This is a genomic window from Ruegeria sp. HKCCD6119, assembly GCF_013110585.1.
Lineage (GTDB): Bacteria > Pseudomonadota > Alphaproteobacteria > Rhodobacterales > Rhodobacteraceae > Ruegeria.
On record NZ_WVQV01000003.1, the window covers coordinates 132,864 to 159,101 of the forward strand.

Sequence of the window (26,238 nt, forward strand, 5' to 3'; positions counted from 1 at the left end):
CCAATTTGTGGCCGCAAGACGAACACATTGTGGATTCGGCGGGTAACGTTAGGTCAGTCGGCCATGGCAGTGTTTGAACTTCTTGCCCGAGCCACACGGGCACGGATCATTTCGCGACGGGTTGCCCCAGGTCGATGGATCGATTTCGTCGAACCCCGGAAGCGCATCACCCGAGGCCGCAGCCTCGGCCTTGGCTTCGGCCTGTTTCGCGGCCTTGTCCACGGCCTCCTGTGCCTGAGCCTGCTGCCCGGCCATCTGCGCCAGCATTTCTTTCTGTTCTTCTTCGGTCAGCGGACGTACGCGCGACAATTGCTGTGTCACGGTCTCGCGCAGCGAATCCAGCATGCTTTCGAACAGCTGGAAGCTTTCGTTCTTGTATTCGTTCAGAGGATCGCGCTGGGCATAACCGCGGAACCCAACGACCGAGCGCAGGTGTTCCAGGGTCAGCAGATGCTCGCGCCATTTGCTGTCAATGGTCTGAAGCAGAACCTGTTTTTCGATGTTGCGCATGTTTTCAGGGCCAAAGGCGACGGCCTTCTGGGCCATCATCTCATCCGCGGCCTTGATCAGACGTTCGCGCACCTGCTCGTCATCCACGCCTTCTTCGGCGGCCCAGTCCTGAACCGGGACGTCCATGTTCAACTTGTCCTTTATCGCCTCGTGCAGACCCTCAGTATCCCACTGATCAGCATAGGATTTCGGCGGCATGTATTCGTCAATCAGGTCGTCAATCACCTGTTCGCGCATATCCGAGACGATCTCGGACAGGTCGTTTGCAGACATGATTTCGCGGCGCTGGCTGAAGATCACCTTCCGCTGGTCATTCATCACGTCGTCGAACTTCAGAACGTTCTTGCGCATGTCAAAGTTGCGGCCTTCGACCTTGGACTGCGCGCGTTCCAGCGACTTGTTCACCCAGGGGTGAATGATCGCCTCGCCTTCTTTCATGCCCAGCGTGGTCAATACCTTGTCCAGCCGTTCCGAGCCGAAGATGCGCATCAGGTCATCCTCGAGGCTCAGGTAAAATACCGTTCGGCCCGGGTCGCCCTGACGACCGGAACGACCGCGCAGCTGGTTGTCGATGCGGCGGCTTTCGTGGCGTTCCGATGCCATAACGTAAAGGCCGCCAGCAGCCAGAACCTTGTCTTTTTCTTCGGCGTGGCGTGCTTCTTCGGCGGCCCGCAGCTCGGACGGATCCGCGTCTGGATTCTCGGCAATCGCTTTCAGGACCTTCATCTCGACATTGCCGCCAAGCTGAATGTCGGTGCCGCGACCGGCCATGTTGGTGGCGATGGTTACCGCACCCAGACGACCGGCATCGGCAACGATCTGTGCCTCTTGCTCGTGCTGGCGGGCGTTCAGAACGTTGTGCTTGATGCCTTCCTTGGTCAGCATCTGGCTGAGCAGTTCGGATTTTTCGATCGACGTGGTCCCCAGCAGAACCGGCTGGCCCTTTTCCTGCGCCTTTTTCGTCTCGGCGATCATCGCATCGTATTTTTCGGCGGCCGTACGATAGACCTGATCATCTTCGTCGATACGGGCAATCGGCAGGTTGGTCGGAACTTCGACCACGCCCAGACCGTAGATCTCGGCAAATTCTTCGGCCTCGGTCAACGCGGTGCCGGTCATGCCGCTCAGTTTGTCGTACAGGCGAAAATAGTTCTGGAATGTCACGCTGGCCAATGTGACGTTTTCCGGCTGGATCTGAACCTTTTCCTTGGCTTCGATCGCCTGATGCAGACCTTCGGACAGGCGACGGCCCGGCATCATGCGGCCGGTGAACTCATCGATCAGAACGACATCGCCGTCGCGCACGATGTAATCCTTGTCGCGCTGGAACAGCTTGTGTGCACGCAGCGCCTGGTTGACGTGATGCACAACGGTGGTGCTTTCCGGATCATACAGGGAATGGCCTTCGGGAATCAGGCCGGCCTGAAGCAGCTGTGCCTCAAGAAATTCGTTGCCTTCATCGGTAAAGGTCACATTGCGCGATTTTTCATCCAGGGTGTAATGATCGTCGCTCAGCGTCGGGATCAGGCCATCAATGGCGGTGTACAGATCCGACCGGTCCTGCGCGGGACCCGAGATGATCAGCGGTGTCCGCGCTTCATCGATCAGGATCGAGTCGACCTCGTCCACAATCGCAAAGTTGTGGTGTTTCTGGTAAACCTGCTCTAGATCCGCCTTCATGTTGTCGCGCAGATAGTCAAAACCCAGCTCGTTGTTGGTGGCATACGTGATGTCACAGGAATACGCGGCCAGTTTTTCCGCGTCGGGCTGGCCGGACCAGATCACACCAGTTGTCATGCCTACGGCCGCAAACACCTTACCCATCCATTCCGCGTCACGTTTGGCCAGGTATTCGTTCACCGTGACAACATGCACGCCCTTGCCGGTCAGCGCGTTCAAATAGGCCGGGAAGGTGGCGACCAGAGTCTTGCCTTCGCCCGTCTTCATTTCCGAGATGTTGCCCTGATGCAGGAAAATGCCGCCCATCAGCTGCACGTCAAAGGCCCGCAGGCCAAGTGCGCGCTTGGCGCCCTCGCGTACGTTGGCAAAGGCCTCGGGCAGCAGGTCGTCCAGGCTTTCGCCATCCAGTGCGCGCTTGCGCAGGTCTTCGGTCTTGTCGATCAGACCTTGATCTGAAAGCGTTTCAAACTCTGGTTCCAGCGCATTGATCTTTTCGACCAGAGGGCGGGTCGCCTTGATCTTGCGGTCGTTCGGTGTTCCGAACACCTTTTTGGCGAGCGTTCCGAGTCCCAGCATGTTCACTCCAGAGGATCTGTTCTTTTCGTGGTTGCGACAGGCTTGCCCACCTTGCGCGCAACCCATAGATACGGGGGGTGAAAGGCGGCCCTGTCCAAGGCTTCAAAGCGATGTAAGCGGCAGGTTCCAGAGTGTCAACGCCGCGCCCTGTCGCGGCAAGAAAATAGGATGATTCAATGCCCAAAGGTCTCACTTTTCTGCCATCGCTGGCCCTGGCCGCCGTGATGGCCCTGCCGCTGGCCGCCGAAACCCAGCCGGATGCGTCGACCGTGGTCGCTCGGGTAAACGGGGATGAGATCACATTGGGTCACGTGATCGCCACCGTCGCTTCTCTGCCACCGCAATATCAGCAGGCGGAAGACGACGTGCTGTTCGATTTCATTCTGGAACAGCTGATCCAGCAGCAATTGCTGGGACAGCAACAGGATGGCCTGAACATGCGGAACGCGCTGACACTCGACAATGAAAAGCGGTCGCTTCAGGCGGTTCAGACGGTCGCGGCTCTGACCAACGATCTCGTCACAGAGGAAGCCATTCAGGCCGCTTACGATGCGCGTTTCAATGATTTTGCGGGTGAAGACGAATTCGACGCCAGCCATATTCTGGTGGAATCGGAAGAAGAAGCCAAAGCGCTCAAGACTCAGCTTGATGATGGTGCAGATTTTGCGGAACTTGCCCGCGAGAACTCGACCGGTCCGTCCGGTCCGAATGGTGGCGCGTTGGGATGGTTCGGAAAAGGCCAGATGGTACCTGAATTCGAGGCAGCCGTGATCGCGCTGGAAAAAGGGCAGGTGTCGGATCCGGTGCAAACTCAGTTTGGCTGGCATCTGGTCAAGCTGAACGACAAGCGCAAAACCGAAGCCCCCGAACTGGACGCGGTGCGCGATGAGCTGGCCCAAACGATCCAGCAAGATGCCATTCAGGCGCGGATCGACGAGTTGACGCAGCAGGCACAGATCGAACGCCCCGCGCTGGAAGGCGCAGGCCCCGAGATCATGCGCCAGCTGGACCTGATTCAGGAGTAAAGACCAGTGGCCACGATCACGAAGGTATCGCCGCTGGCGCCGGCGTCTTTCCCTGAACTGCCTGCGATTGACGGTGTGCGTTTTGCCACCGTCGAAGCGGGTGTGCGCTATCAGGGTCGCACGGATGTCATGCTGGCTGTTCTTGATCCGGGCACGTCGGTGGCGGGTGTCTTCACCCGCTCGGCCACCCGCGCGGCACCGGTTCTGAATTGTCAGAAGAAAATAGGAGGCCCCAGTGATGGACCTGCGGCGATCCTTGTGAACTCGGGCAATGCGAACGCGTTCACCGGCCACTATGGCCAGACATCGGTTGCCGAGGTGACACAGGCCGTTTCCAAAGCGACCGGCGTCCCCGTCGAACGGGTCTTTACGTCATCCACCGGTGTCATCGGTGAACCGCTGCCACATGATCGCATCATATCGCAGCTTGAAGCGTTGAAATCCGGCCTCAGCCGCCATGCCATCGAAGATGCCGCGCGAGCGATCATGACGACGGACACGTTTCCCAAAGGGGCGAGCGCACAGGTCGAAATCGGTGGCAAAACAGTCTCTATTGCAGGGATTGCGAAGGGTTCTGGAATGATCGCGCCAGACATGGCGACGATGCTGGTCTATATCTTCACCGACGCACAGGTTGAGCAATCGGCGTTGCAGGAAATGCTGAGCGCCCAGACAGATCGCACCTTCAACTGCATTACTGTGGACAGCGACACCTCGACCTCGGACAGTCTGCTGCTGTGTGCGACCGGATCTTCGGGCGTTGATGCCACCGGCGATGCCGCTTTTGCACGGGCTTTGGAAACAGTGATGCTGGACCTCGCGCAACAAGTGGTGCGTGACGGGGAAGGCGCCACGAAATTCGTGGAAATCCGCGTGACCGGAGCCGCCTCGGACGCTGACGCCAAGACCCACGGTCTGGCCATCGCCAACTCCCCTCTGGTGAAAACCGCCATCGCCGGTGAAGACCCGAACTGGGGCCGCATCGTCATGGCCATCGGCAAGTCGGGCGCGGCGGCGGATCGCGACAAGCTCAGCATTTCCTTCGGTGATATTCTTGTGGCCGAGAACGGCTGGGTCAGCCCGGATTATCGCGAAGACGCCACCGCCGCCTATATGAAAGGTCAGGACCTCGTGATTGCGGTCGATCTGGGGCTGGGCGAAGGGAAATCCACCGTCTGGACCTGTGATCTGACCCACGGCTATATCGAGATCAACGCGGATTATCGCTCGTGAAAACCGTGTTAGTCTCTGCTGTTGCCCTGATCGACATCGAGGGCCGCGTGCTGCTGGCCCAACGTCCCGAAGGCAAATCCATGGCCGGACTGTGGGAATTCCCCGGCGGCAAGATCGAGCCCGGCGAAACCCCCGAGGCCGCCCTGATCCGGGAATTGCACGAGGAACTGGGCATCGACACCTGGGCCTCGTGCCTTGCACCGCTGACCTTTGCCAGCCACAGCTATGATGATTTCCACCTGCTGATGCCGCTGTTCGCCTGCCGCAAATGGGAGGGTATTCCGCAGTCGAAAGAGGGCCAGGCGCTGAAATGGGTGCGCGCGAATGACCTGCGGAACTTTCCGATGCCGGCGGCGGATGTGCCGCTGATTCCGATTTTGCGGGATTGGCTGTAACAATTCGTAAGAATTGAGAAAACATCACGAAAAAGTTGACGCTGATCGTCCTCCTTGTCCTTAATCGGGGCAGCAGCGTTCCGGTCTGACCCGGCGACGCCGTTCCGGCCCGACCCGGGGCCGGATGGGGAGGAGAGATAGAATTGGCTCAGACGCAGTCGGGCGCCGAAGGGATGCACTCCCTTCCGGCGCTGCTACATCGCAATGCGACGCAGTTCGGGGATGCCCCGGCTTACCGCGAAAAGGAATTCGGGATCTGGCAATGCTGGACCTGGGCGGAAACGGCCGCCGAAATCCGCGCGCTGGCGCTTGGATTTCTTGAACTTGGCGTTGAAAAAGGTGACCACATCGCCGTAATCGGGCGCAACCGTCCGGCACATTACTGGTCAATGGTTGCGGCGCAGATGGTCGGTGCCATTCCGGTCCCTCTCTATCAAGACGCGGTTGCCGAAGAGATGGCCTATGTGCTGGAGCATTGCGGAGCGAAATATGTCGTCTGCGGCGATCAGGAGCAGGTCGACAAGGTCATCGAGATTCAGGAAAACCTGCATCAGGTCAAACACATCCTCTATACCGACAAGCGCGGTATGCGGAAATACGACCACAGCCAGATGAATGCCCTTGACGACATCAAGGCCGAGGGCAGCGCTGGTCATGCGCGTTTCGACGCCGAACTGGACAGGCGCATCGGCGAGATCACCTATGACGACACCTGCGTGATGCTCTATACTTCGGGTACCACGGGCAAGCCCAAGGGCGTGGTGCTGTCGAACCGCAACGTGATCGAAAGTGCAAAGAACTCAGCCGAATTCGACCACCTGACCCGCAACGAAGACATCCTGTCCTATCTGCCGATGGCCTGGGTGGGGGATTTCATCTTTTCCATTGGTCAGGCCTACTGGTGCGGGTTCTGCGTGAACTGCCCCGAAAGCGCCGACACGATGATGACCGACCTGCGCGAGATCGGGCCGACCTATTTCTTCGCGCCGCCGCGCGTATTTGAAAGCCAGCTGACCAATGTGATGATCCGAATGGAGGATGCCAGCAAGCTCAAGCAGCGCATGTTCCACTACTTCATGGCGCATGCCAAGAAGGTCGGCGGTCGGTTGCTGGATGGCAAGCCGGTGAGCTTGGGTGACAAGGTGAAATATGCGCTGGGCAATCTGTTGGTTTACGGGCCGCTCAAAGACACGCTGGGATATGGGCGCTTTCGGGTGGGCTATACGGCGGGTGAGGCGATCGGGCCGGAGATCTTTGATTTCTATCGCTCTTTAGGCATCAACCTAAAACAGTTGTACGGCCAAACCGAGGCGACCGTGTTCATCACCGTCCAGCCCGACGGCGAGGTGCGCGCCGACACCGTTGGCGTCCCGGCCCCCGATGTCGAGATCAGGATCGACGACAAGGGCGAGATACACTACCGCTCGCCCGGCGTTTTCGTCGAATATTTCAAGAACCCGGACTCGACCGCATCGACCAAGGACCCTGAAGGCTGGGTGGCCACGGGCGACGCGGGGTTCATCGAGGAAAGCTCGGGTCATCTGCGGATCATCGACCGCGCCAAGGACGTGGGCAAGATGGCCGACGGGTCGATGTTCGCGCCGAAATTTGTCGAGAACAAGCTGAAGTTCTATCCCGATATTCTGGAGGCGGTGCTGTTCGGCAATGGCAAGGATCGCTGCGTCGCCTTCATCAATATCGATCTGACCGCGGTCGGCAACTGGGCCGAGCGCAACAACGTGGCCTATGCCTCGTATCAGGAACTGGCGGGACATCCGCGTGTGTTAGAGACGATCAAGGCCCATGTGGAAGAGGTGAACAAGTCGGTCGCCGCTGACGAGATGCTGTCGGGCTGCCAGGTGCACCGCTTTGTGGTGCTGCACAAGGAACTGGATGCCGATGATGGCGAGATGACCCGGACCCGCAAGGTGCGGCGCGGGTTTGTCGAGGACAAGTTCAGCGACATCATTGCCGCGCTTTATGACGGGTCCAAGACGGTTTCGACCACGACCGAGGTGACCTATGAGGATGGTCGCAAAGGATCGATTTCGGCGACGCTGGAAATTGTCGATGCGCCGGTTGTTCCCGTCGCCCAACACAAGGTTGCCGCAGAATGAGTGCCGTACGAGCGCCGCTCGACCTGCGGTCATCGCCCCGCCCGCCGTCCCGTTTTCGCGCAAGTCAGGGAGTGACCGATGCTGGATAATTCCGAAGGATATGTCACCGAAGACGGTCGCAAGATCGGCGGTGTGGTGATGGAAATGAAGAACATCACCCTGCGCTTTGGTGGTGTGGTGGCGATCAAGGATATCTCGTTCGATATCCGCGAGGGTGAGATTCGTGCGATCATCGGGCCCAATGGCGCCGGTAAATCCTCGATGCTGAACGTGATCTCGGGCTTCTATGTTCCGCAGGAAGGCGAGGTCTGGTTTCATGGGTCAAAACGCCCGCCGATGCGGCCCTTTGAGGTGGCGCAGCAGGGCATTGCCCGGACGTTCCAGAATATTGCTTTGTTCGAAGGGATGAGCGTTCTGGACAACGTTATGACCGGGCGGCTGGGGTACATGAAGACCAATATCCTTCAGCAGGCACTGTGGAAGGGCAAGGCCGAGAAGGAAGAGACAGAAAACCGTGAAGCTGTCGAGAAGATCATCGACTTCCTTGAAATTCAGCACATCCGCAAGACGCCGGTGTCGCGCTTGCCCTACGGTCTGAAGAAACGCGTCGAACTGGCCCGCGCGCTGGCGGCAGAGCCCAAGCTGCTGCTGCTGGACGAGCCGATGGCGGGCATGAACGTCGAAGAGAAAGAGGACATGAGCCGCTTTATCCTCGACGTGAATGACGAATTCGGCACCACCATCGCCCTGATCGAGCACGATATGGGCGTTGTGATGGATCTGAGCGACCGGGTGGTCGTGATGGATTACGGCAAAAAGATCGGTGACGGCACACCCGACGAAGTGCGCAACAACCAGGAAGTCATCGACGCCTATCTGGGGGTCAGCCATGATTAAGCTCTGGGCAGAATTGGGGAGGGGCTGGCATGCCTGAACAACTTATCTTCGCGATGGAGGTCATCCTCAACGGTCTGATGGCCGGGGTGCTTTATGCGCTGGTCGCGCTGGGCTTTGTGCTGATCTACAAGGCGTCCGGTATTTTCAACTATGCCCAAGGGGTTATGGCCCTGTTCGCGGCGATGACGCTGGTCGGGATCATGAATGGGCAGGTGCCGTTTGCCCATCTGATCAACGCGACTTTCGGCACCCATATCCATTATTTCGGGTGGAATGTGCCCGCGCTGTTCGCCATCATTCTGACGATGGGTGTGATGGTATTGCTGGCCTGGGCCGTGCAGCGGTTCGTCATGCGCCATCTGGTGGGGCAGGAACCGATCATTCTGTTCATGGCGACCATCGGTCTGGCGTACTTCCTTGAAGGCGTGGCCGACCTGATGTGGGGGTCTGAAATCAAGACGCTGGATGTGGGTCTGCCGCAGGGTATCAATCTGTGGATTGACGAGACCACCTATAACATCTTCGACTACGGCTTCTTCATCGACAATCTGGACATCGTGGCGACGGTCATCGCGGCGCTGTTGGTAGCCGCTCTGGTGGCGTTCAGCCAGTACACCAAGCAGGGCCGGGCCATGCGCGCAGTGGCGGATGACCATCAGGCGGCGCTTTCGGTGGGCATATCGCTGAACTTCATCTGGGTCATGGTCTGGTCGGTGGCCGGGTTTGTCGCTCTGGTCGCGGGCATCATGTGGGGCACCAAATCAGGCGTCCAGTTCTCACTGTCGCTGATCGCGCTCAAGGCGTTGCCGGTGCTGATGCTGGGCGGGTTCACCTCGATCCCAGGCGCCATCGTGGGCGGTCTGATCATCGGCGTGGGTGAAAAGCTGTTCGAATTCGCAATCGGACCGATGGTCGGTGGCGCAACCGAGAACTGGTTTGCCTATGTGCTGGCGCTGATCTTCCTAGTGTTCAGGCCGCAAGGCCTGTTCGGAGAGAAGATCATCGAGAGGGTATAGGGCATGACCAAGCTGATCGCCATCATCAACGTGGTCGCATGGGCGGGGTTCTGGGCTTTTGGCTACATCGCCCTCACATCAGACGATCTGACCGAAGGCCAACTGACGATTGCAGCGATCCTGGCCTTTGCAGGGCTGATCATGGGGGTTCTGGCCTACTTGAAGCTGGTGCGCGCCTCGGAGGCGAGCGGATATGCCAAAGGGTCCAATCAACTGGACGCCGAAGCCCGGAATCGGGCGCAGGAAGAATGGGGAAAGTAAGACATGTTCTATCGTGAGGCCGGAGATTTCAAAACCTCCTACGTGGATGACAGCCAGACTTTCCCGATCAAGTTCGATCGGTATCGGTACTATGTGGTGCTGGCGGTGGCCTTCGGGATCATCCCGTTCATCATCAACGACTATTGGGCCAACGCACTTCTGCTGCCCTTCCTGATCTATGCGATCGCGGCCATTGGGCTGAACATTCTTGTGGGCTATTGCGGGCAGGTCAGCCTGGGTACCGGGGGTTTCATGGCCGTTGGGGCCTATGCCTGCTACAAGTTGATGACCGCCTTTCCAGACGTGTCGATGTTCATCCATGTGATCCTGGCTGGTGGCATCACCGCCATCGTGGGCGTGCTGTTCGGCTTGCCATCCTTGCGGATCAAGGGGTTTTATCTTGCGGTGGCGACGCTGGCGGCGCAGTTCTTTCTGGTCTGGCTGTTCAACCGGGTGCCGTGGTTCTACAATTACTCGGCTTCGGGGCAGATCAACGCGCCGGAACGGGATGTTTTCGGCATCATCATCACCGGTCCGAATGCATCGGCCTGGGCCACCTATCTGTTCTGTCTGATTTTCCTGACCGTCTGCGCCCTCGTTGCGCGCAACCTGACACGCGGTACGACAGGGCGGACATGGATGGCGATCCGCGATATGGACATCGCCGCCGAGATCATCGGGGTGAACCCGCTCAAGGCGAAACTGACCGCCTTTGCCGTAAGCTCGTTCTTCGTGGGTATCGCGGGCGCACTGTTCTTTGCGGTCTATCTGGGCGCGGTTGAGGTCGGTGAAGTCTTTGGCATCCAAAAATCGTTCCTGGTGCTGTTTATGGTCATTATCGGCGGGTTAGGCTCTATTTTCGGATCCTTTGCGGGCGCTGCATTCCTTGTGCTTTTGCCGGTGGTCCTGAAAGTGGTCGGCGTCGATGTGCTGGGCTGGCCCACAGATATCGTTGCCCATCTTCAGCTGGTGATTGTCGGCGCCCTGATCATCATGTTCCTGATCCTCGAACCCCATGGGCTGGCACAGCTGTGGCGCGTCGCGAAAGAGAAACTCAGACTCTGGCCGTTCCCGCACTAAGGGTAGGCCCAATCAAAAAGACGGGTGCGAAAACCCGAATACACCATCGGATCAATCAAGGGAGGATACACCCGATGAACAAGAAACTGGCAACCGTGGCGCTGAGCGCCCTTATGGCCGCTGGGCCAGCGATGGCGGATCTTGTGATCCCTGATCTCAGCTATCGCACCGGGCCATATGCTGCAGGCGGTATCCCGTTCTCGGACGGCTACAACGACTATTTCACTCTGCTCAATGAGCGGGATGGCGGTATCGGAGGAGAACCGATCCGGGTGGTTGAATGTGAAACCGGCTATAATACCGAAAAGGGTGTGGAATGCTATGAATCGACCAAAGGCGAAGGTGCATTGGTTTATCAGCCTTTGTCGACTGGTATCACCTATCAGTTGATCCCCAAAGTGACGGCAGACGGAATTCCGCTGCACACGATGGGGTATGGCCGCACTTCGGCTGCAAACGGGAAGGTGTTCAGCAACGTGTTCAACTATCCGGCCAACTATTGGAACGGAGCTTCGGGCGCGATCAACTATCTGCTGAGCGAAAACGATGGTGACCTGAACGGTAAAAAAATCGCGCTGGTCTATCACAACTCTGCCTATGGCAAGGAGCCGATCCGCACTTTGGAAATGCTGGCTGAAAAGCATGGGTATGAGCTGACGCTGCTGCCAGTGGACCACCCGGGTCAGGAGCAGAAGTCGCAGTGGTTGCAAATCCGTCGTGAAAAGCCGGATTACGTGGTCATGTGGGGCTGGGGCGTGATGAACCAGGTCGCAATTCAGGAAGCTGCGAACATCCGTTTCCCAATGGAAAACTTCATCGGTGTCTGGTGGTCGGGCGCAGAATTCGACGTTGAGCCTGCTGGTGATAAAGCAACCGGTTACAAGGCGCTTACATTCACCGGTCTGGGCGATGACTACCCGGTTTACGACGACCTAAAGAAATACGTCGTCGATTCGGGTAAAGCTGCGGGCGCCGGTGATCAACTGGGCGCGGTGCAATACAACCGTGGTCTCTATGCAGCGATGTTGGCGGCTGAAGCCATCAAGACCGCACAAGAAATCCATGGCGTGACCGATATCACCCCAGCGATGATGCGCGACGGTATGGAGGCGCTGGAGATCACCAATGCCAAGATGGAATCTCTGGGCATGAGTGGATTTGGTCCCGAATTCAGCGTGACTTGTGAAAACCATGGCGGCCCGGGTCTGGTGGGTGTTGTTCAATGGGATGCCTCGACCGGTACCTGGAACAAGCTTCAGGACTTTATGCCAACTGATCAGGAAGTGATCGGCCAGCTTATCGCGGAAGACTCGGCAGCGTACGCGGCCGAAAACAACATCGAACCGCGCTGCGAATAAAGTCGGTTTCTTCCCGGCTGAGGCCGGCTCTCAAAACTCCGGAGCGGCGGTTTGCCGCCGCTCCTCACGAACAGTCCCGAAGGGGACAGGCATGAGGACACGCGCTGATGCTTGATGCGGCACAAACCACTGACGTGCAGGCGGAAAACCTGCTTGAGGTCAACAATATCGAGGTGATCTACAACCACGTGATCCTCGTGCTGAAGGGCGTAAGCCTGACTGTGCCCAAGGGCGGAATTACGGCCTTGCTGGGGGGCAATGGCGCGGGCAAGACGACCACGCTCAAGGCAGTGTCGAACCTGCTGCATTCAGAACGCGGCGAAGTCACGAAAGGCACGATCAAGTATCGTGGCCAGAACGTACACGAAAGCGACCCCGCCCTATTGGTTGAAAAAGGCGTGATTCAGGTGATGGAAGGCCGTCACTGTTTCGAACACCTGACGGTTGAAGAAAACCTGCTGACGGGCGCGTATACCCGCAAGGACGGCAGCGCAGCGATCCAGCAGGATCTGGAGCTGGTCTACAATTATTTCCCCCGCCTGAAAGAGCGCCGCCGCTCGCAGGCAGGCTATACGTCGGGTGGTGAACAGCAGATGGTTGCCATGGGCCGGGCTTTGATGTCGCGCCCCGAGACGATCCTGCTGGACGAACCTTCGATGGGACTTGCGCCGCAGTTGGTCGAAGAGATTTTCGGCATCGTGAAGGATCTCAACGAGAAAGAGGGCGTTTCCTTCCTGTTGGCCGAGCAGAACACAAATGTTGCCCTTCGGTTCGCGCATTACGGATACATTCTGGAATCCGGGCGCGTAGTGATGGATGGCCCGGCCGCCGAACTGCGCGAGAACCCGGATGTCAAGGAATTCTACCTTGGCATGTCGGATGAAGGCCGCAAAAGTTTTCGCGATGTGCGGTCCTATCGTCGCCGCAAGAGGTGGCTGTGAGCGGATGGAGGATATGGCGATGATGTATTTCGACGCACTCGAAACACGCTCGGCGGACGAACGCGCTTCGGATCAGGCCGCAGCGCTGGTAGAGCAAATCAAACGTGCTGCATCTGCCCCCGGGTTTGCTGCACATTTTTCTGAATCAGACACTAACAAGGTGGTCTCGGCAGATGATTTGCCGATGTTGCCGGTGCTGCGCAAATCGGACCTGATCCGGGCGCAGGCGGAACGCCCCCCTTTTGGTGGGTTCACCGTGAAGCCCGCGCGCCACTTTCATCACGTGTTCCAGTCCCCCGGGCCGATCTATGAACCGGGCAGCACCGATCACGACTGGTGGCGCATGGGCCGGTTCCTGCATGCCGCTGGTGTTGCAGCTGGCGATATTGTTCAGAACTGCTTTGGCTATCACCTGACACCGGCTGGCATGATCTTTGAAAACGGCGCCCGCGCTGTTGGTGCTGCCGTTCTGCCGGCGGGAACCGGGCAGACCGAATTGCAGGTGACAGCCGCGCGTGACGTTGGCTGCACCGCTTATGCAGGCACGCCTGATTATCTGAAAGTCATCCTGGACAAGGCTGACGAGATGGGCGTTTCGCTGAATTTCTCCAAGGCCGCTGTTGGTGGTGGCGCGCTGTTCCCGTCTTTGCGTCAGGAATATGCGGATCGCGGTATTTCGTGCCTGCAATGCTATGCGACGGCGGATTTGGGTAACATCGCCTATGAAAGCGCCGCGATGGAAGGGATGATCATCGACGAACATGTGATCGTCGAAATCGTGACGCCCGGAACCGGAACCCCGGTAGAGCCGGGCGAGGTGGGCGAAGTTGTCGTGACCTCTCTCAACCCGGATTACCCGCTGATCCGCTTTGCGACCGGGGATCTTTCTGCCGTCATGCCGGGTGTTTCGCCCTGTGGCCGGACCAACACCCGGATCAAAGGCTGGATGGGTCGCGCCGATCAGACCACCAAGATCAAGGGTATGTTTGTACGCCCGGAACAGGTTGCGGCCCTGGTCGACAAGCATGAGGAAATTGTCAAAGCCCGCGTTATTGCAGCCCGCCAGGGTGAGATGGACACGATGACGGTCCGGATCGAAAGTCCGCGCGGTGACGACCCGGCATATGCCAAGTCAGTGGCCGAAGTGTTGAAACTGAAAGGTGCGATCGAGGTCGTGGCCCCCGGATCCCTTCCCAAGGACGGGGTGGTGATCGAGGATCAGCGCGTCTACGAATAGCGGTGTTTTTCAGATCTGCGGCAGTTTGTGCCGCAGATTTGTTGACCGATGCACTGGTGTTTCCGAGCTTTTTGGTCGATTAAAGGCGAACCCTTCGCCTTTGCCAATCACAAGCCGGGATGATGGCCGAAATCGAGTTTTCACAGAACGGATCGCGCAATCGCGGTGTACGCGGTACCCGACTGCTGGCGGGGATCGCCTATGTCGTGGCTGCCGCGTGCCTTTTGCCGATGATCGCCGTGGTCCTGGCGGCTGTAACCGGGGGAACGGACACGATCTCGCACCTGATGGAGACGGTGCTGCCCGGCTATATCGCGACGACCCTGATTCTTGTGGTCCTGGTTGCGGCCGGCACGTTCAGCATCGGCACCGGGGCGGCTTGGCTGGTAACGATGACCCGTTTTCCCGGCGTGCGGTTTCTGGAGATCGCACTGGTCCTTCCGCTGGCCTTTCCGGCGTATGTTCTGGCCTATGCCTACACCTTCATTCTGGATCACCCGGGCATCGTTCAAAGCACGCTGCGTGATGTAACGGGGTGGGGCCCGCGCGACTATTGGTTCCCGGAAATCCGCTCGACCGAGGGTGCGGCGGTCATGTTGATCCTTGTGCTTTACCCTTATGTCTATCTGCTTGCGCGGGCTGCGTTCCTGCAACAAAGCGCAACCGCGTTTCTGGCAGCGCGGGCGCTGGGCAACAATCCATGGCTGGCTTTTCGGCGCGTGTCACTGCCGATGGCGCGACCCGCCATTGCAGGCGGCGTTCTGCTGGCCGTCATGGAGACCATCGCAGATTTCGGAACCGTGTCGTATTTCGGCGTACAGACCTTTGCCACCGGGATCTACACAAGCTGGTTTTCCATGGCCGATCGTGCGGCAGCGGCGCAACTGGCCCTGTGCCTGCTGGTCTTTGCCTTGATCATGGCCGTGGCCGAGCGCACCCAGCGTGGCAAGGCAAAATACTATCAGGCGGGGAAACAGCATGTGGCGCAACCGGCGGCAAATCTGACGGGTCTGCGCGCCTGCGGGGCATTTCTGCTGTGTGCAATACCCGTTCTTTTCGGTTTTTTACTGCCCGTCATCATTCTGGTCGAGATGGGCTTGGACTCCGAACAGAACCTGCTGTCGCAGCGTTATATCAGTTTCATCCAGAATTCGTTGATACTTGCTGGTACGGCGGCGGTCATCACCGTCTTTGCGGCGATCAGTGTCGGGTTCTTTCAACGTCTGAGGCCCGGTCGCGCCTCGTCTGCGACCGCATATATGGCGCGTCTGGGATATGCCGTTCCCGGTGGCGTCATTGCGGTTGGATTGATCGTCCCCTTTGCGAGTTTTGACAACGCGCTGGACGTCTGGATGCGACAGACCTTCGACGTATCCACGGGGCTGTTGGTGACAGGTTCCATCTGGCTGCTGGTCGCTGCCTACATGGTGCGCTTCCTGGCTGCCGCGCTTAGCGCGTATGAGGGGGGCCAAAGCACTGTACATGCGAATATGGACGCCGCAGCCCGTTCACTGGGGCAGACGCCGTTGGGAACATTGCGACGGGTTCACCTGCCGATTCTGACCCCCTCGCTGCTGACGGCCCTGCTGATCGTGTTCGTGGACGTGATGAAAGAACTTCCCGCCACGCTGATCATGCGCCCGTTCAATTTCGACACATTGGCGGTGCAGGCGTATCGGCTGGCCTCGGATGAGAGGCTGGAGGGCGCCGCCGTGCCTTCGCTGGTCATTCTTGCGGTAGGTCTGTTGCCCGTAATCCTGATCTGCCGTCAGGTCGGTCGACGGTAACACTTGCGTCGTAATTGTCGGGCAACTGCGCATCAGGCTTGATTCAAACACGATTTCCGGCAAGGCTGGAGGTATGAATATGCAGCCTCCCAGCCGGTTCTCGGCAAGCGCAGCGCAGATGCCCGTAGCTTTCGACCGGCATGAGATGTCTCAAATCCTATCCGTTTATGGTCGGATGGTCGCCGCCGGAGAATGGCGTGACTACGGTATTTCCAACCTGCGCGACATGGCGGTGTTCTCGATCTTTCGGCGCACCGCGGAACATCCGATCTACCGCGTCGAAAAACACCCGCGCCTGAGGTCCCGGCAGGGAATGTATTCCGTCATAGGTATGGATGGCCGCATCCTGAAACGCGGCCACGATCTGCGGGCAGTACTGCGGGTGCTGGAACGCAAGCTGATCCGGGCCGTAAACCCGGATTAGAGCCTTTTGTGGGCCGTGACGGGCCCGTCACCCTGATCCATGATGCGGCGGATTGCTTGATCCATTGGTTCGAATACCACCGCCATATGGCTGGCGTTCGCATGCAAAAGCATGTTTTGGCCCGAAACCCAGGCCACGTGCCCTTTCCAGAACAACAGATCACCCCGTTGCGCAGGGCCCCCTTCGATCACGGTTTTGCCCAAAGCGCGTTCCTGATCGCCGCTGTCGCCGGGGCACGGCAGGCCACAAGCCAAAAGCGCCGCTTGAACCAACCCGGAACAATCGATGCCGAACCGGCTGTTGCCGCCCCACAAATAGGGTGTGCCCAGAAACAGCTGGGCCACTTCGACCGGGTCGTCAGGCTTCGCGGTCATCGGCGCCGTGTGTACCTTTGGGATATATCCCAGTTCGGTTTCAACAAACCGGTCCGTCTCGGTCCTGGCTTGGATTTTGCTTCCGAAACTCAGCGACACCAGATCGCGGCTTTTGAAATCCGCTTCCTGGTAGGCATGCGTTGCAGGCGCCGTGATCCAATGCGTCGCAGGCGCATCCGCCGTCAGCTGATCTGTTCGCAACCAGCCGGTATACCCATCTTTGTCTGCGATGACCCTGTTCCACCCGCTCTTTGTTTCCTCGATCTGAACCGTATCACCGAACAACAATTGCCGGTCGCGTGGCCCGTCTGGGCTGCGCAGCAAATCGACAACGGGTGCGGAAACTCGATGGCGTGTCACAGTCCCAATATCTCCGGCAACGCCGTCAGCACGGCACGAGGTCCCTGACCCAGACCGCCCTTGGTGCGCCCCGGCTCTTTGCTGGGCTGCCAGGAATAGATGTCGAAATGGATGTAGCGGCGTGCGCCCACGAACCTGCGCAGAAACAGAGCGGCTGTGATCGACCCTGCAAACCCGCCCGACGGCGCGTTGTCCAGATCGGCGATGCCGGGTTCAATCATCGCTTCATAGGGCGTGTGGAACGGCATGCGCCAGACCGGATCAGCCGAAGCCTCAGCGGCATGCGACAGGGCAGACGCGCAGCGCTGATCATCGGTATAGAAAGGTGCCAGATCGGGGCCCACAGCCACACGGGCGGCCCCGGTCAGCGTCGCCATCGAGATCACCAGATCGGGTTCACCTTCCTCAGCAAGCGCCAACGCGTCAGCAAGCACCAGACGCCCTTCGGCATCCGTATTGTTGATCTCGACCGTCAGTCCCTTGCGAGAGGTCAGGATGTCCCCTGGGCGGAAGGCATTTCCGGCAAGCGCGTTTTCGACTGCCGGTATCAAGACCCTCAATTGCAGGGGAAAACCCAGCTGCATGATCATCCGCGCCAACCCCAACACATTGGCCGCGCCACCCATGTCTTTCTTCATCAGACCCATGGATGCGCCCGGTTTCAGGTTCAATCCGCCCGTATCGAAACACACCCCCTTGCCGACCAGAGTCAGTTTGGGGCCGCTGCTGCCCCAATTCAGCTCGATCAACCGGGGGGCTTGTTCGGCGGCGCGCCCTACGGTGTGGATCATAGGAAAATTCTGTTCCAGCAAGGCCGCGCCGCTGATCACGCTGCACGCGGCACCGAATTCACCGGCCAGAGCCTCGGCCGCCTGCTGCAACTGCTCAGGACCCATATCCGAGGCTGGCGTATTCACCAGATCGCGGGTCAGAACTTCGGCATTGGCCATCGCTTCGATACGGTTGGCGTCGACACCTTCGGGCGCAACCAGCGCCGCGGTTCCAGCAGATTGAGACGCGTAGCGATCGAAGGTGTAACCTGTCATCAACCAGCCAAAGCACTCCATTTCCAGACGATCAGCGGGAATGCCGGACGCGATATGATAGGTTCCTTCGGGCAATGCCATGGCTGCGGCGGCCAATGGGAACCTTTTTCGCTCGCGCTTGTCTTCTGTTCCATACCCGGCCAGCACAAAATCAACCGCGCCATGCGCGCCTGGCACCAGCAGGGTCTGCCCCATCGCACCTGTAAACCCGCTTGCGGCAACCCAGGTCCGGACGGTATCCGGCTGGTCCTGCAACCAACTGTCCAAATCCGGCTGCGCAATCACATGAAGCGGTATGGACGGGTCAGAGGATGGGGCGAAGGACAGGGTCATGGGCGTCTCGGCTGATGGTTTCTGCGCACAGACTAGCCGCGCATGATCTGCCCGCAACCCCTGTCAGACGGAAAGGTCCTGCTGGTCCCAGACGGCGGTCAGCGATCGTTCGCCCACGCGGATCAAACGCCCAAGCGTCGCGCCCGCCGCAACGGCGTCACCGGCATCGACGGTGTGGGCCACGTCACCCGCCACCCGGGCCAGAGCCGTCATCCCGATCTGTTCGGATATAGCGACCAGTGACCTGGCGCATTTGCGCAGGTCCGCCCATTCGCGCTGACGCCAGTAGCGTTCGCAGTTTGACAGGCGCACGGCAAGCTCTTCGACCGTGCGACACAGAACATCCAGCGCATTCTTGTCGCCAAGTTGCCGGTACAGCCCGCTCAGTTGATCCGAGTCCAGACGGACGGATTCCTTATGTTCAAGCGTGATAATCTTTTCCACCACATTCACCCTAGTTCAAACGCCCCCACGGCGCGGTGTTGATCCTGGCAGAAAATTCCTTTGCAAAACCTTGCGGGGAAACTGGATAATGGCTCGAATTTTCGTTGAATTCGGTTTAGATCATCCTTCAGCGACAAGAACGGGGACATTGAAATGGAATTTGCCAAACCTCTGCCGAGCTACCTTGTAAAACGGTATCACGGTTGGAAGGCCACAACATATTCGGAAAACCAGGTCTGGTATCGCCGTCTCGCCGATGAAGGGCAACGCCCCCGCGCCATGGTCATATCCTGCTGCGACAGCCGGGTTCACGTCACGTCCATGTTCGGCGCTGACCAGGGCGATTTCTTTATTCACCGCAATATCGCCAACCTGGTGCCGCCCTATGCACCGGACGGGGACCACCACGGCACCAGCGCCGCGATCGAATACGCAGTAACGGCGCTCAAGGTCGCTCATTTGATCGTGCTGGGGCATTCGCAATGCGGCGGCGTGCAGGGCTGCATCGACATGTGCAAGGGGCAGGCGCCGCAACTGGATGCCAAGGACAGCTTTGTTGGCCGCTGGATGGATATTCTGAAGCCGAAATTCGAACTGGTCGCGGATATCGAGGACGGTGTCGAACAGGCCCGGCAGTTCGAACGTCAATCGGTTGTCGCTTCGCTGGAAAACTTGATGACCTTCCCCTTCGTCTCGTCAGCCGTTGATCAAGGCGCGCTGAGCTTGCACGGCTTGTGGACGGATATCGGCGCAGGCGGGCTTGAAAGCTATGACCCTTACCAAAAAAAGTTCGTCCCGGTCTGACAGTGACAGAGCTGGAAATCCGAAACAACAATGGCGGCTCTGATTCAGGGCCGTTTTTGGTATACTCCACCCATTACACCTGAAGATTGGAGCCTGCCATGAAAGTCATCAAGCGCATCTTCGCAGGATTGGTCGTTTGTATTCTGGTTCTGGTCGCGGTTTCCTATCTGTTGCCGGGAAAGGCGGAAGTTTCGCGTAGCATCGCGATCGACGCGCCGGCAAGCGCCATCTTTCCGTACGTGAATTCGATGCAGGAAACCGAAAAGTGGTCTCCGTGGCTGCACCGGGACCCCGAAACCAAACTGACCTATTCCGGCCCTGCCGCCGGAGTCGGGAACACTCTGAACTGGGCGTCGGATCACCCGCAGGTCGGTACGGGATCACAGGAAATCGTCGAAAGCTTGGAAAACCAACGGGTCAAAACGGCGCTGGATTTTGGCCCGATGGGTACTGCCACAGCGTCCTTCATCCTTGAGCCTGACGGGGCGGGAACCAGAGTGACCTGGGGGTTTGACTCGGATCTGGGTCTGAATCCCATGTCCCGCTGGATGGGTTTGATGATGGATACGTGGGTGGGCGAGGACTATGACCGTGGTCTGACCAATCTGAAAGCACTGGTTGAAAACCAAAGCTAGGCTGCTTGTTTGTGGGAAAGCATGCGGAGGTGTGCTTGACCGAAGCCCTAGCCCAGTCGAAACCGGGCAAGCTTTCCCAGGTGATCGGATCCCATGAAGGGGCGCAGCTCAACTGTTCCGGTTGTGCCTTTGGGGAACAACAGGTTGTCTATCGGCAATGGGATTTTCCAACTGCCGAGGTTGTGGGTGTTCAGAACGGTTCCAAAGCTTTGGTTGTTTGCGGCTGCTCCGATCCGTCTGACGCTTTCGCCCCAGGGCACCATATTGAAATCCCCGGCAATCAGAACCGGTCCTTCAAGTTGGCTGATGCGGTCGGCAATCACCTGGCTTTGCCTGGACTGGTCGTAAGGAAATGGCCAGTTCAGATGAACTGAAACAACCCAGACCAAGTCACCGCCGGGCGCTTTGACCTGTAACCCCACAAGCCCATAACCTTGCAGACAGAACTCGGAATTCTCGACAATCGGCAAGGTCGTCAGGATGGCGACGTTTTGTTCGGGGCGGAATTCACAGATCACCTGTTCGGGGTAATGCTCGAACAGGTTGCTCATGTACTTGCGGTTGTGGCTGGAGACTTCCTGCAAGGTCACGATCTGAGCGTCTGATTCAAGGATATCATCGGCCAGCGAATACCGGGGCCAGGCTTTGCTCATCAGGTTCTTCTGGTACAGCGTCAGGCAGGTGTCGTCACAATCGTACGAGGGCGCGGCAACGCTGGCCGCGATGGACCCGATGGCAATCCCGGAAAAGACCAAGGTGGCCAATGCAAGATATCTGGCGCGCATGAAAAGAAGAATTACCGCGCAGGGGAGAAGCAAAACACCAGCCTGAGGCCGGAGCAGAGCGATTGAATCTCCCACGGCAAAAACCTGCCCCGTAAAGCCAATGACGACCAGTATCATCAGAACGCATGTGCATCCGATGGTCAGGGTTCTGGCAATCCTGCGTCTGGTCGAAATGTGCATGCCCTGCCTCTTTTGCCTTGCGCCGGGCGGTTTTTCTCCGGACTTCCGACATCCGCCACGAACAAGGTTCAGTTTTAGGTGGCAAGCGTGTCTGGTTTTGTCAACAGGTTGGCGATTTTCACCGCGCGCAAGACTGTACCCTAACCGAGGTTCATAGCGCAGCCATGATGGATGCGGGTGATGGACCGGAAGGTGCCGATTTGGTGGAAGAGGTGATCCGAGCCGGTTCTGCTGAGCGCATTGACGGGCCACCTCGGGCGCGGACTCACCTGTGGCGTTGACTGCTGATCACGGTGGTAAAGGTTCGTGTTGCGCGACGTTGTGCAAGTGCAATGGCGCTCAAAACCAAGGCACAGGCCACTGCTTGCGCACCTGTGATTGTTTCACCGAAGGCAAAAACGCCCACGGCAAACATTGTCGGCAGTTCAATGCTGCCGATAACGGCCGTGCGCGATGCCCCGATGACAGGGGAACAGACGGTGTAAATCAGCTGGGGAACCAGTGCCGTCATAAGACCGATCCCGACGATCAGAAACCAGTCACTGCCGCCTGCTGGCAGGACTTCGCCAATTTCCGAAGAGATAATCAAAGGGGTTAGCCCGACGACCGACCCCAACGAAACCGACGCTATCCTGGCCAAAGGAGCAATTCGCGAAAGACGGTGTACAAGCACGCATATGCCGAAGCCAAATCCGAAAGGTGCAGCCAAAGAGACAAGCAGCGTTGGAATTTGGTCAATCGGTACGGATGCCGGAGACCCTGCAATGCCTGCCGCAAGAACAATCAAACCGGCCGCAACAAGGCTGCGCCGCGTCGGCGGATCGGCGAATATCGCCCAAGCGATAATGATCGTAAACACCGGGTAGGTCATGTAAAGAACACCCACCGTTGATGCCGGCACTGTTTCAAGTGCGGTAACATATCCGACCCACCCAAGCCCCATGACTGCCCCCGCAGCCATACCCCAGACTATTTCCCGCCGGTTTGAACGATGCTTCAGAAGGGTTGGCAACAATAGGATCGCCGTCAAGATGTACCGATAAAACGCAACTGCGTAGGGCGCGAGTCCCTGGTCAGTGAGACCCCGGCTGAAATAGGGTACAAAGCCAAAACAGATGGATGCAAAGAACACTCCCGCCCCGGCAAGGGCGTAGGGTATTGGATCGTGCTTGGTTGATGTTGGTCGGCCCATCTTTAACACCTACCATGCAGTATTTCCGTTGGCATCAGCAACCTGACCGAACCGTCACGTCGTCTGTAAACCAGCTATTGGGAAACGCAAAAAACCCGCCGAACAATCAGCGGGTTTCCTGGTTCTCAAGCTTTGACCAAAATCGGGATGTCAGCCCTTTTTCAGAACCTCGCGGCCCAGAAGCTCCGCGATCTGCACCGCGTTCAGGGCGGCGCCCTTGCGCAGGTTGTCGCTGACGCACCACAGGTTCAGACCGTTCTCGATGGTCGAGTCCTGGCGGATACGGCTGATGAACGTGGCGAAATCGCCTGCGCATTCGATGGGCGAGACGTAGCCACCGGCTTCGCGCTTGTCGATCACCATGATGCCCGGTGCTTCACGCAGGATGTCGCGGGCTTCGTCTTCGTCCAGGAATTCCTCGAACTCGATGTTCACGGCCTCAGAATGGCCGACAAACACGGGAACGCGCACGCAGGTGGCTGTGACCTTGATCGACGGATCGACGATCTTCTTGGTCTCGACAACCATCTTCCATTCTTCCTTGGTCGAGCCGTCTTCCATGAAGACGTCGATCTGCGGGATGACGTTGAAGGCGATCTGCTTCTGGAATTTCTTCGGCTCAACTTCGGTAGTCGGGTTGTAGATGGCCTTGGTCTGATCCCAAAGCTCATCCATGCCTTCTTTGCCCGCGCCCGACACCGACTGATAGGTCGACACCACGACGCGCTTGATCCTGGCACGGTCATGCAGCGGCTTGAGCGCGACAACCATCTGCGCGGTCGAACAGTTCGGGTTGGCGATGATGTTCTTGTTCTTGTAGTCGTGGATCGCCTGCGGGTTACATTCCGGCACGATCAGAGGGATCTCGGGGTCATAGCGATACAGCGACGAGTTGTCGATCACCACACAGCCAGCCGCAGCCGCTTTGGGGGCATAGGTCTTGGTTGCGTCCGAGCCGATGGCGAACAGGGCCATGTCCCAGCCGGTGAAATCGAAGGTGTCGATGTCCTGGGTGGTCAGTGTCTTGTCGCCAAAGCTTACTTCCGTACCCAGCGAACGACGGCTTGCCAGCACGGCAAGTTCATCGACTGGGAACTGGCGTTCCGCCAGAATGTTCAGCATTTCGCGGCCCACGTTACCCGTGGCGCCGGCGACAACGACGCGATAGCCCATTTCATGTCTCCAAAGTTAAGGACGCGCGTTCATAGCCGCGTTGCAGCAAAGAAAAAAGGGCTATCACGGGTGAATTGGCCGAATTGACGTCGATTTTAACCCGAATGCGCTTTTTCACCCGTGTTCAGCAAAGACCGATACACCCGCACGATGGCCTCGGCCTCACCTTCGATTCGAAAATGCTGCTCGACACGCTGTCTTGCGGCCTGACCGGATTGCACCAGCTTGTCCGGATCGCTCAACATCTGTTCCAGTGCTTCAGCCAGCGCCCCGGCGTTGTCCTTTTCGATCAAGCGGCCGGTTTTCCCGTCCTCGATCTGGGCGCTGAACGCTCCGACCCCGTGGCAGGCGATTGCAGGCACGCCGGAGGCCATCGCCTCAAGCGGTGTAAGGCCGAACCCTTCGTGACGGGCCGGGGCCACGAACAGGTCAAGGGCGCGGTAGGTTTCAACGATCTCCTCCCAAGGGCGCTCGCCCAGGAAGTGCACCCGTTCCGACAGCCCGGCAGCTTTGAGTTTGGCTTCCTGCTCCTGTTGGAACGCTTCAAATTCTTTGGTGGCGCGCCCGGTGAACACGATGCTGGCGTCGGGATGGTTCGGCAGAATCTCGATCGCCGCATCCACCAGCAGATCGACACCTTTCTGAGGTCGAATACGCCCGAAACACCCGATCAAGGTCCCTTCCGGCAGCCCCAGCTTCTGCCGCAGGGCGGTTTTGTCTTCGGCCGGGTGAAACAGTTCGGTGTTCACACCGTGCATGATGACGGTTGCGGGATGTTCCAGAAACGACGCCGCTTGCGGCGTTGTGGCGATCAGCGCATCCATCTTCGAAATCAGCCACTTGGTGAACCCCGAATGATTTCGTTGCGCAGCCGAGGTGAACAGAAGTTTCAGATTGCGTCGCAGCACATGTTTCAGAAACAAACCCATCAGCATTTCGGTGTTGCGCCGTGCATGCCACACCCGGAGCGTTCTGTTCGAAAGGAACGGAACTTTGATCAACCGGATATGGGGCAGATCACCCGGCAGGCCGGGTCCCGTGGCGACGATCCTGATCATATGCTTTTGAATCGGCAACAGGCGGATGACGGTTGTGGTGACGCCGGAGAGGCTGTGTTTCAGGTTCGGCGCTATAACCTCGATATCCTGCACGGCTTGCTCCGCAATTGCTTCAATCCACATTATCCTCGCTGAATAGATAAATCACGCAACCGATGGCAAGGGTTACCGCAAAAAACCCGAAAATCGCGGTGTAGGGCGCGGTCGTTCCGGCCTGGGCCGTGGCGGCATGAATGCGTCCGGTGACAAATTGGGCGATGCCGACCCCTCCGATTCCGAAAAGGTTCAACAGGGTTACGCCTCGGCCCACCAGATGGGCGGGAACGAAGGCCCGACCATGGGCCATGATGACCGGAAAACTGGCCCCGGTGAACCCTATGATGGCCAACAGCAGAACGGACAGCCATGTGGCATGGTCGATCCAAACGCAAAGCAGGGTCAGCGCCACGACACCCAGCGCGTTGCCCGTGAAGATAACCCACTTCCGAGTGCCGAAGACACGATCCAGCGGTCCGTAGACAAAGGTACCGGCGATCATCGCAGACCCCATGACCAGTGTCGCGGTGCCGATCTGGGTGGTGCTGAGCCCGAAGACATCGTTTAGATACGGCCCGGCCCATAGCCCGCGCAGCGCGGCAGAGGGCGCATAGGCCACCAGCATCAAGGGCATGATCAGCCACAGTGCAGGCTCTTTCAGCAGGTCCAGAAGTGAACCTTTGTGTTCCGTATCAACCTTCGCTGGATCGCGCAGGCTCAGCCAAATACCCAAAGCAATCGCAGCAGATATAACGGCCAGCCCAACCATGGTGGCGCGCCATCCCATCCATTCGACCGCCAGCGCAGTCGGATAGGAGGCCACGAGATTGCCCACCGAGCCAACACCCAGCATGACGGCGGCCAGTGTCGCGAATTTCGCAGGCGGGTATTCGCGGGCAAAGATGAAATAGGAAGCCATCAGAACCGGAGAGCACCCAACCCCGATCAGGCCCATGGCAACACTGACATGCAACGGTGAGGTCGCGACCGCAAAAATTGCGGATCCTCCTGCGCCGCCAACCAGAAGAAGCGCGGCTGCGGTCAGCCTGGGCCCAACCTTGTCCAGCGCCCAGCCGACCGGGATTTGCATTGCAGCGAACACCAGAAACCAAAGGCCGGATGCAAAGGCCAGATCTTCGGGTGTAGCGCCGATATCGCGTTCAAGATCCAGGCTGAGCACAGCCAGAAATGCACGGAAAAACTGGCTGAGCACATAGCCCAGGCACAAAACCACCAAACCCGCCTGCATATTCCGCCTCTTTTCCGCTTTTCCGCAAGGAA

At 58.4% G+C, this 26,238-nt stretch carries 24 protein-coding genes; 15 read left to right on the plus strand and 9 right to left on the minus strand.

Features of this window, described 5'->3' with window-relative positions:
- Nucleotides 1–48: 48 nt before the first annotated feature.
- Nucleotides 49–2,766 carry a preprotein translocase subunit SecA gene (gene secA / locus GS611_RS10615; RefSeq protein WP_171635451.1) on the minus strand — a complete coding sequence of 906 codons (2,718 nt, stop codon included), beginning with the start codon at nt 2,764–2,766 and terminating at the stop codon, nt 49–51.
- A 176-nt stretch (nt 2,767–2,942) separates the two neighbouring features.
- Between secA and GS611_RS10620 the strand changes: the two genes are divergently transcribed.
- From GS611_RS10620 to GS611_RS10680, 13 genes are all read left to right on the plus strand, one after another.
- Nucleotides 2,943–3,791, plus strand: a complete 849-nt coding sequence (locus GS611_RS10620; protein WP_171635453.1) for a peptidylprolyl isomerase — start codon at nt 2,943–2,945, stop codon at nt 3,789–3,791.
- A gap of 6 nt (nt 3,792–3,797) precedes the next feature.
- Nucleotides 3,798–5,024 carry a bifunctional glutamate N-acetyltransferase/amino-acid acetyltransferase ArgJ gene (gene argJ / locus GS611_RS10625; RefSeq protein ID WP_171635454.1) on the plus strand — a complete coding sequence of 409 codons (1,227 nt, stop codon included), beginning with the start codon at nt 3,798–3,800 and terminating at the stop codon, nt 5,022–5,024.
- On the plus strand, nt 5,021–5,419 hold the full coding sequence (locus tag GS611_RS10630) for a (deoxy)nucleoside triphosphate pyrophosphohydrolase (protein WP_171635455.1): 399 nt from the start codon (nt 5,021–5,023) through the stop codon (nt 5,417–5,419). Before argJ ends, GS611_RS10630 begins: the two co-directional genes overlap by 4 nt.
- A gap of 173 nt (nt 5,420–5,592) precedes the next feature.
- The gene (locus GS611_RS10635; protein WP_171635784.1) at nt 5,593–7,536 is read left to right on the plus strand and encodes an AMP-binding protein; all 1,944 of its coding nucleotides are present in this window, start codon (nt 5,593–5,595) and stop codon (nt 7,534–7,536) included.
- A gap of 78 nt (nt 7,537–7,614) precedes the next feature.
- Nucleotides 7,615–8,433: an ABC transporter ATP-binding protein gene (locus tag GS611_RS10640; RefSeq protein WP_171635456.1), complete on the plus strand. Its 819-nt coding sequence runs from the start codon at nt 7,615–7,617 to the stop codon at nt 8,431–8,433.
- 29 nt (nt 8,434–8,462) lie between these two features.
- Nucleotides 8,463–9,449, plus strand: a complete 987-nt coding sequence (locus GS611_RS10645; RefSeq protein WP_171635458.1) for a branched-chain amino acid ABC transporter permease — start codon at nt 8,463–8,465, stop codon at nt 9,447–9,449.
- Nucleotides 9,450–9,452: 3 nt separating this feature from the next.
- Nucleotides 9,453–9,710, plus strand: coding sequence for a hypothetical protein (locus tag GS611_RS10650; RefSeq protein WP_171635461.1), 258 nt, complete (start codon nt 9,453–9,455; stop codon nt 9,708–9,710).
- Between the two features lie 3 nt (nt 9,711–9,713).
- On the plus strand, nt 9,714–10,790 hold the full coding sequence (locus GS611_RS10655; RefSeq protein ID WP_171635463.1) for a branched-chain amino acid ABC transporter permease: 1,077 nt from the start codon (nt 9,714–9,716) through the stop codon (nt 10,788–10,790).
- 74 nt (nt 10,791–10,864) lie between these two features.
- On the plus strand, nt 10,865–12,148 hold the full coding sequence (locus tag GS611_RS10660) for an ABC transporter substrate-binding protein (RefSeq protein ID WP_171635465.1): 1,284 nt from the start codon (nt 10,865–10,867) through the stop codon (nt 12,146–12,148).
- Between the two features lie 107 nt (nt 12,149–12,255).
- Nucleotides 12,256–13,089, plus strand: coding sequence for an ABC transporter ATP-binding protein (locus GS611_RS10665; RefSeq protein WP_171635467.1), 834 nt, complete (start codon nt 12,256–12,258; stop codon nt 13,087–13,089).
- A gap of 19 nt (nt 13,090–13,108) precedes the next feature.
- Nucleotides 13,109–14,326, plus strand: coding sequence for a phenylacetate--CoA ligase family protein (locus tag GS611_RS10670; protein WP_171635786.1), 1,218 nt, complete (start codon nt 13,109–13,111; stop codon nt 14,324–14,326).
- Between the two features lie 122 nt (nt 14,327–14,448).
- Nucleotides 14,449–16,113, plus strand: a complete 1,665-nt coding sequence (locus GS611_RS10675) for an iron ABC transporter permease (RefSeq protein WP_171635788.1) — start codon at nt 14,449–14,451, stop codon at nt 16,111–16,113.
- 73 nt (nt 16,114–16,186) lie between these two features.
- The gene (locus GS611_RS10680; protein ID WP_117871396.1) at nt 16,187–16,537 is read left to right on the plus strand and encodes a DUF2794 domain-containing protein; all 351 of its coding nucleotides are present in this window, start codon (nt 16,187–16,189) and stop codon (nt 16,535–16,537) included.
- On the opposite strand, the gene GS611_RS10685 is transcribed toward GS611_RS10680, so the two are convergent.
- The 3 genes from GS611_RS10685 to GS611_RS10695 form a co-directional block, all read right to left on the minus strand.
- Nucleotides 16,534–17,271, minus strand: coding sequence for an NlpC/P60 family protein (locus GS611_RS10685; RefSeq protein WP_171635469.1), 738 nt, complete (start codon nt 17,269–17,271; stop codon nt 16,534–16,536). The two genes, GS611_RS10680 and GS611_RS10685, sit on opposite strands and share 4 nt — an antisense overlap.
- Nucleotides 17,268–18,650: a M17 family metallopeptidase gene (locus tag GS611_RS10690; protein ID WP_171635471.1), complete on the minus strand. Its 1,383-nt coding sequence runs from the start codon at nt 18,648–18,650 to the stop codon at nt 17,268–17,270. Before GS611_RS10690 ends, GS611_RS10685 begins: the two co-directional genes overlap by 4 nt.
- 63 nt (nt 18,651–18,713) lie before the next feature.
- The gene (locus tag GS611_RS10695; RefSeq protein ID WP_170345768.1) at nt 18,714–19,103 is read right to left on the minus strand and encodes a hypothetical protein; all 390 of its coding nucleotides are present in this window, start codon (nt 19,101–19,103) and stop codon (nt 18,714–18,716) included.
- Between the two features lie 144 nt (nt 19,104–19,247).
- On the opposite strand from GS611_RS10695, the gene GS611_RS10700 reads away from it, so the two are divergent.
- Both GS611_RS10700 and GS611_RS10705 read left to right on the plus strand, forming a co-directional pair.
- Nucleotides 19,248–19,898, plus strand: coding sequence for a carbonic anhydrase (locus tag GS611_RS10700; RefSeq protein ID WP_152459543.1), 651 nt, complete (start codon nt 19,248–19,250; stop codon nt 19,896–19,898).
- Between the two features lie 98 nt (nt 19,899–19,996).
- The gene (locus tag GS611_RS10705; RefSeq protein ID WP_171635473.1) at nt 19,997–20,533 is read left to right on the plus strand and encodes an SRPBCC family protein; all 537 of its coding nucleotides are present in this window, start codon (nt 19,997–19,999) and stop codon (nt 20,531–20,533) included.
- A 47-nt stretch (nt 20,534–20,580) separates the two neighbouring features.
- Here GS611_RS10705 and GS611_RS10710 read toward each other — a convergent pair whose 3' ends face one another.
- The 5 genes from GS611_RS10710 to GS611_RS10730 form a co-directional block, all read right to left on the minus strand.
- Nucleotides 20,581–21,498, minus strand: coding sequence for an endonuclease/exonuclease/phosphatase family protein (locus GS611_RS10710; RefSeq protein ID WP_171635475.1), 918 nt, complete (start codon nt 21,496–21,498; stop codon nt 20,581–20,583).
- Nucleotides 21,499–21,763: 265 nt separating this feature from the next.
- Nucleotides 21,764–22,690 carry a DMT family transporter gene (locus GS611_RS10715; RefSeq protein ID WP_171635477.1) on the minus strand — a complete coding sequence of 309 codons (927 nt, stop codon included), beginning with the start codon at nt 22,688–22,690 and terminating at the stop codon, nt 21,764–21,766.
- 150 nt (nt 22,691–22,840) lie between these two features.
- Nucleotides 22,841–23,863 (minus strand): aspartate-semialdehyde dehydrogenase, encoded by a 1,023-nt coding sequence (locus GS611_RS10720; protein WP_171635479.1) that lies wholly within the window; start codon nt 23,861–23,863, stop codon nt 22,841–22,843.
- Between the two features lie 95 nt (nt 23,864–23,958).
- Nucleotides 23,959–25,044, minus strand: a complete 1,086-nt coding sequence (locus GS611_RS10725; protein WP_216598246.1) for a glycosyltransferase family 4 protein — start codon at nt 25,042–25,044, stop codon at nt 23,959–23,961.
- Entirely contained in the window at nt 25,034–26,206 is a 1,173-nt protein-coding gene (locus GS611_RS10730) for an MFS transporter (RefSeq protein WP_171635481.1), read from the minus strand. The genes GS611_RS10725 and GS611_RS10730 overlap by 11 nt, the downstream gene beginning before the upstream one ends.
- Nucleotides 26,207–26,238: the final 32 nt, after the last annotated feature.

What these genes read in the sequence shown, in the direction of transcription:
- secA (WP_171635451.1), bottom strand. Translation starts at nt 2,766, where the DNA reads ATGCTGGGACTCGGAACGCTCGCCAAAAAGGTGTTCGGAACACCGAAC.
- GS611_RS10620 (WP_171635453.1), top strand. Translation starts at nt 2,943, where the DNA reads ATGCCCAAAGGTCTCACTTTTCTGCCATCGCTGGCCCTGGCCGCCGTG.
- GS611_RS10635 (WP_171635784.1), top strand. Translation starts at nt 5,593, where the DNA reads ATGCACTCCCTTCCGGCGCTGCTACATCGCAATGCGACGCAGTTCGGG.
- GS611_RS10640 (WP_171635456.1), top strand. Translation starts at nt 7,615, where the DNA reads ATGCTGGATAATTCCGAAGGATATGTCACCGAAGACGGTCGCAAGATC.
- GS611_RS10645 (WP_171635458.1), top strand. Translation starts at nt 8,463, where the DNA reads ATGCCTGAACAACTTATCTTCGCGATGGAGGTCATCCTCAACGGTCTG.
- GS611_RS10650 (WP_171635461.1), top strand. Translation starts at nt 9,453, where the DNA reads ATGACCAAGCTGATCGCCATCATCAACGTGGTCGCATGGGCGGGGTTC.
- GS611_RS10655 (WP_171635463.1), top strand. Translation starts at nt 9,714, where the DNA reads ATGTTCTATCGTGAGGCCGGAGATTTCAAAACCTCCTACGTGGATGAC.
- GS611_RS10660 (WP_171635465.1), top strand. Translation starts at nt 10,865, where the DNA reads ATGAACAAGAAACTGGCAACCGTGGCGCTGAGCGCCCTTATGGCCGCT.
- GS611_RS10665 (WP_171635467.1), top strand. Translation starts at nt 12,256, where the DNA reads ATGCTTGATGCGGCACAAACCACTGACGTGCAGGCGGAAAACCTGCTT.
- GS611_RS10670 (WP_171635786.1), top strand. Translation starts at nt 13,109, where the DNA reads ATGATGTATTTCGACGCACTCGAAACACGCTCGGCGGACGAACGCGCT.
- GS611_RS10675 (WP_171635788.1), top strand. Translation starts at nt 14,449, where the DNA reads ATGGCCGAAATCGAGTTTTCACAGAACGGATCGCGCAATCGCGGTGTA.
- GS611_RS10680 (WP_117871396.1), top strand. Translation starts at nt 16,187, where the DNA reads ATGAATATGCAGCCTCCCAGCCGGTTCTCGGCAAGCGCAGCGCAGATG.
- GS611_RS10690 (WP_171635471.1), bottom strand. Translation starts at nt 18,650, where the DNA reads ATGACCCTGTCCTTCGCCCCATCCTCTGACCCGTCCATACCGCTTCAT.
- GS611_RS10700 (WP_152459543.1), top strand. Translation starts at nt 19,248, where the DNA reads ATGGAATTTGCCAAACCTCTGCCGAGCTACCTTGTAAAACGGTATCAC.
- GS611_RS10705 (WP_171635473.1), top strand. Translation starts at nt 19,997, where the DNA reads ATGAAAGTCATCAAGCGCATCTTCGCAGGATTGGTCGTTTGTATTCTG.
- GS611_RS10710 (WP_171635475.1), bottom strand. Translation starts at nt 21,498, where the DNA reads ATGCACATTTCGACCAGACGCAGGATTGCCAGAACCCTGACCATCGGA.
- GS611_RS10715 (WP_171635477.1), bottom strand. Translation starts at nt 22,690, where the DNA reads ATGGGCCGACCAACATCAACCAAGCACGATCCAATACCCTACGCCCTT.
- GS611_RS10720 (WP_171635479.1), bottom strand. Translation starts at nt 23,863, where the DNA reads ATGGGCTATCGCGTCGTTGTCGCCGGCGCCACGGGTAACGTGGGCCGC.
- GS611_RS10725 (WP_216598246.1), bottom strand. Translation starts at nt 25,044, where the DNA reads ATGTGGATTGAAGCAATTGCGGAGCAAGCCGTGCAGGATATCGAGGTT.
- GS611_RS10730 (WP_171635481.1), bottom strand. Translation starts at nt 26,206, where the DNA reads ATGCAGGCGGGTTTGGTGGTTTTGTGCCTGGGCTATGTGCTCAGCCAG.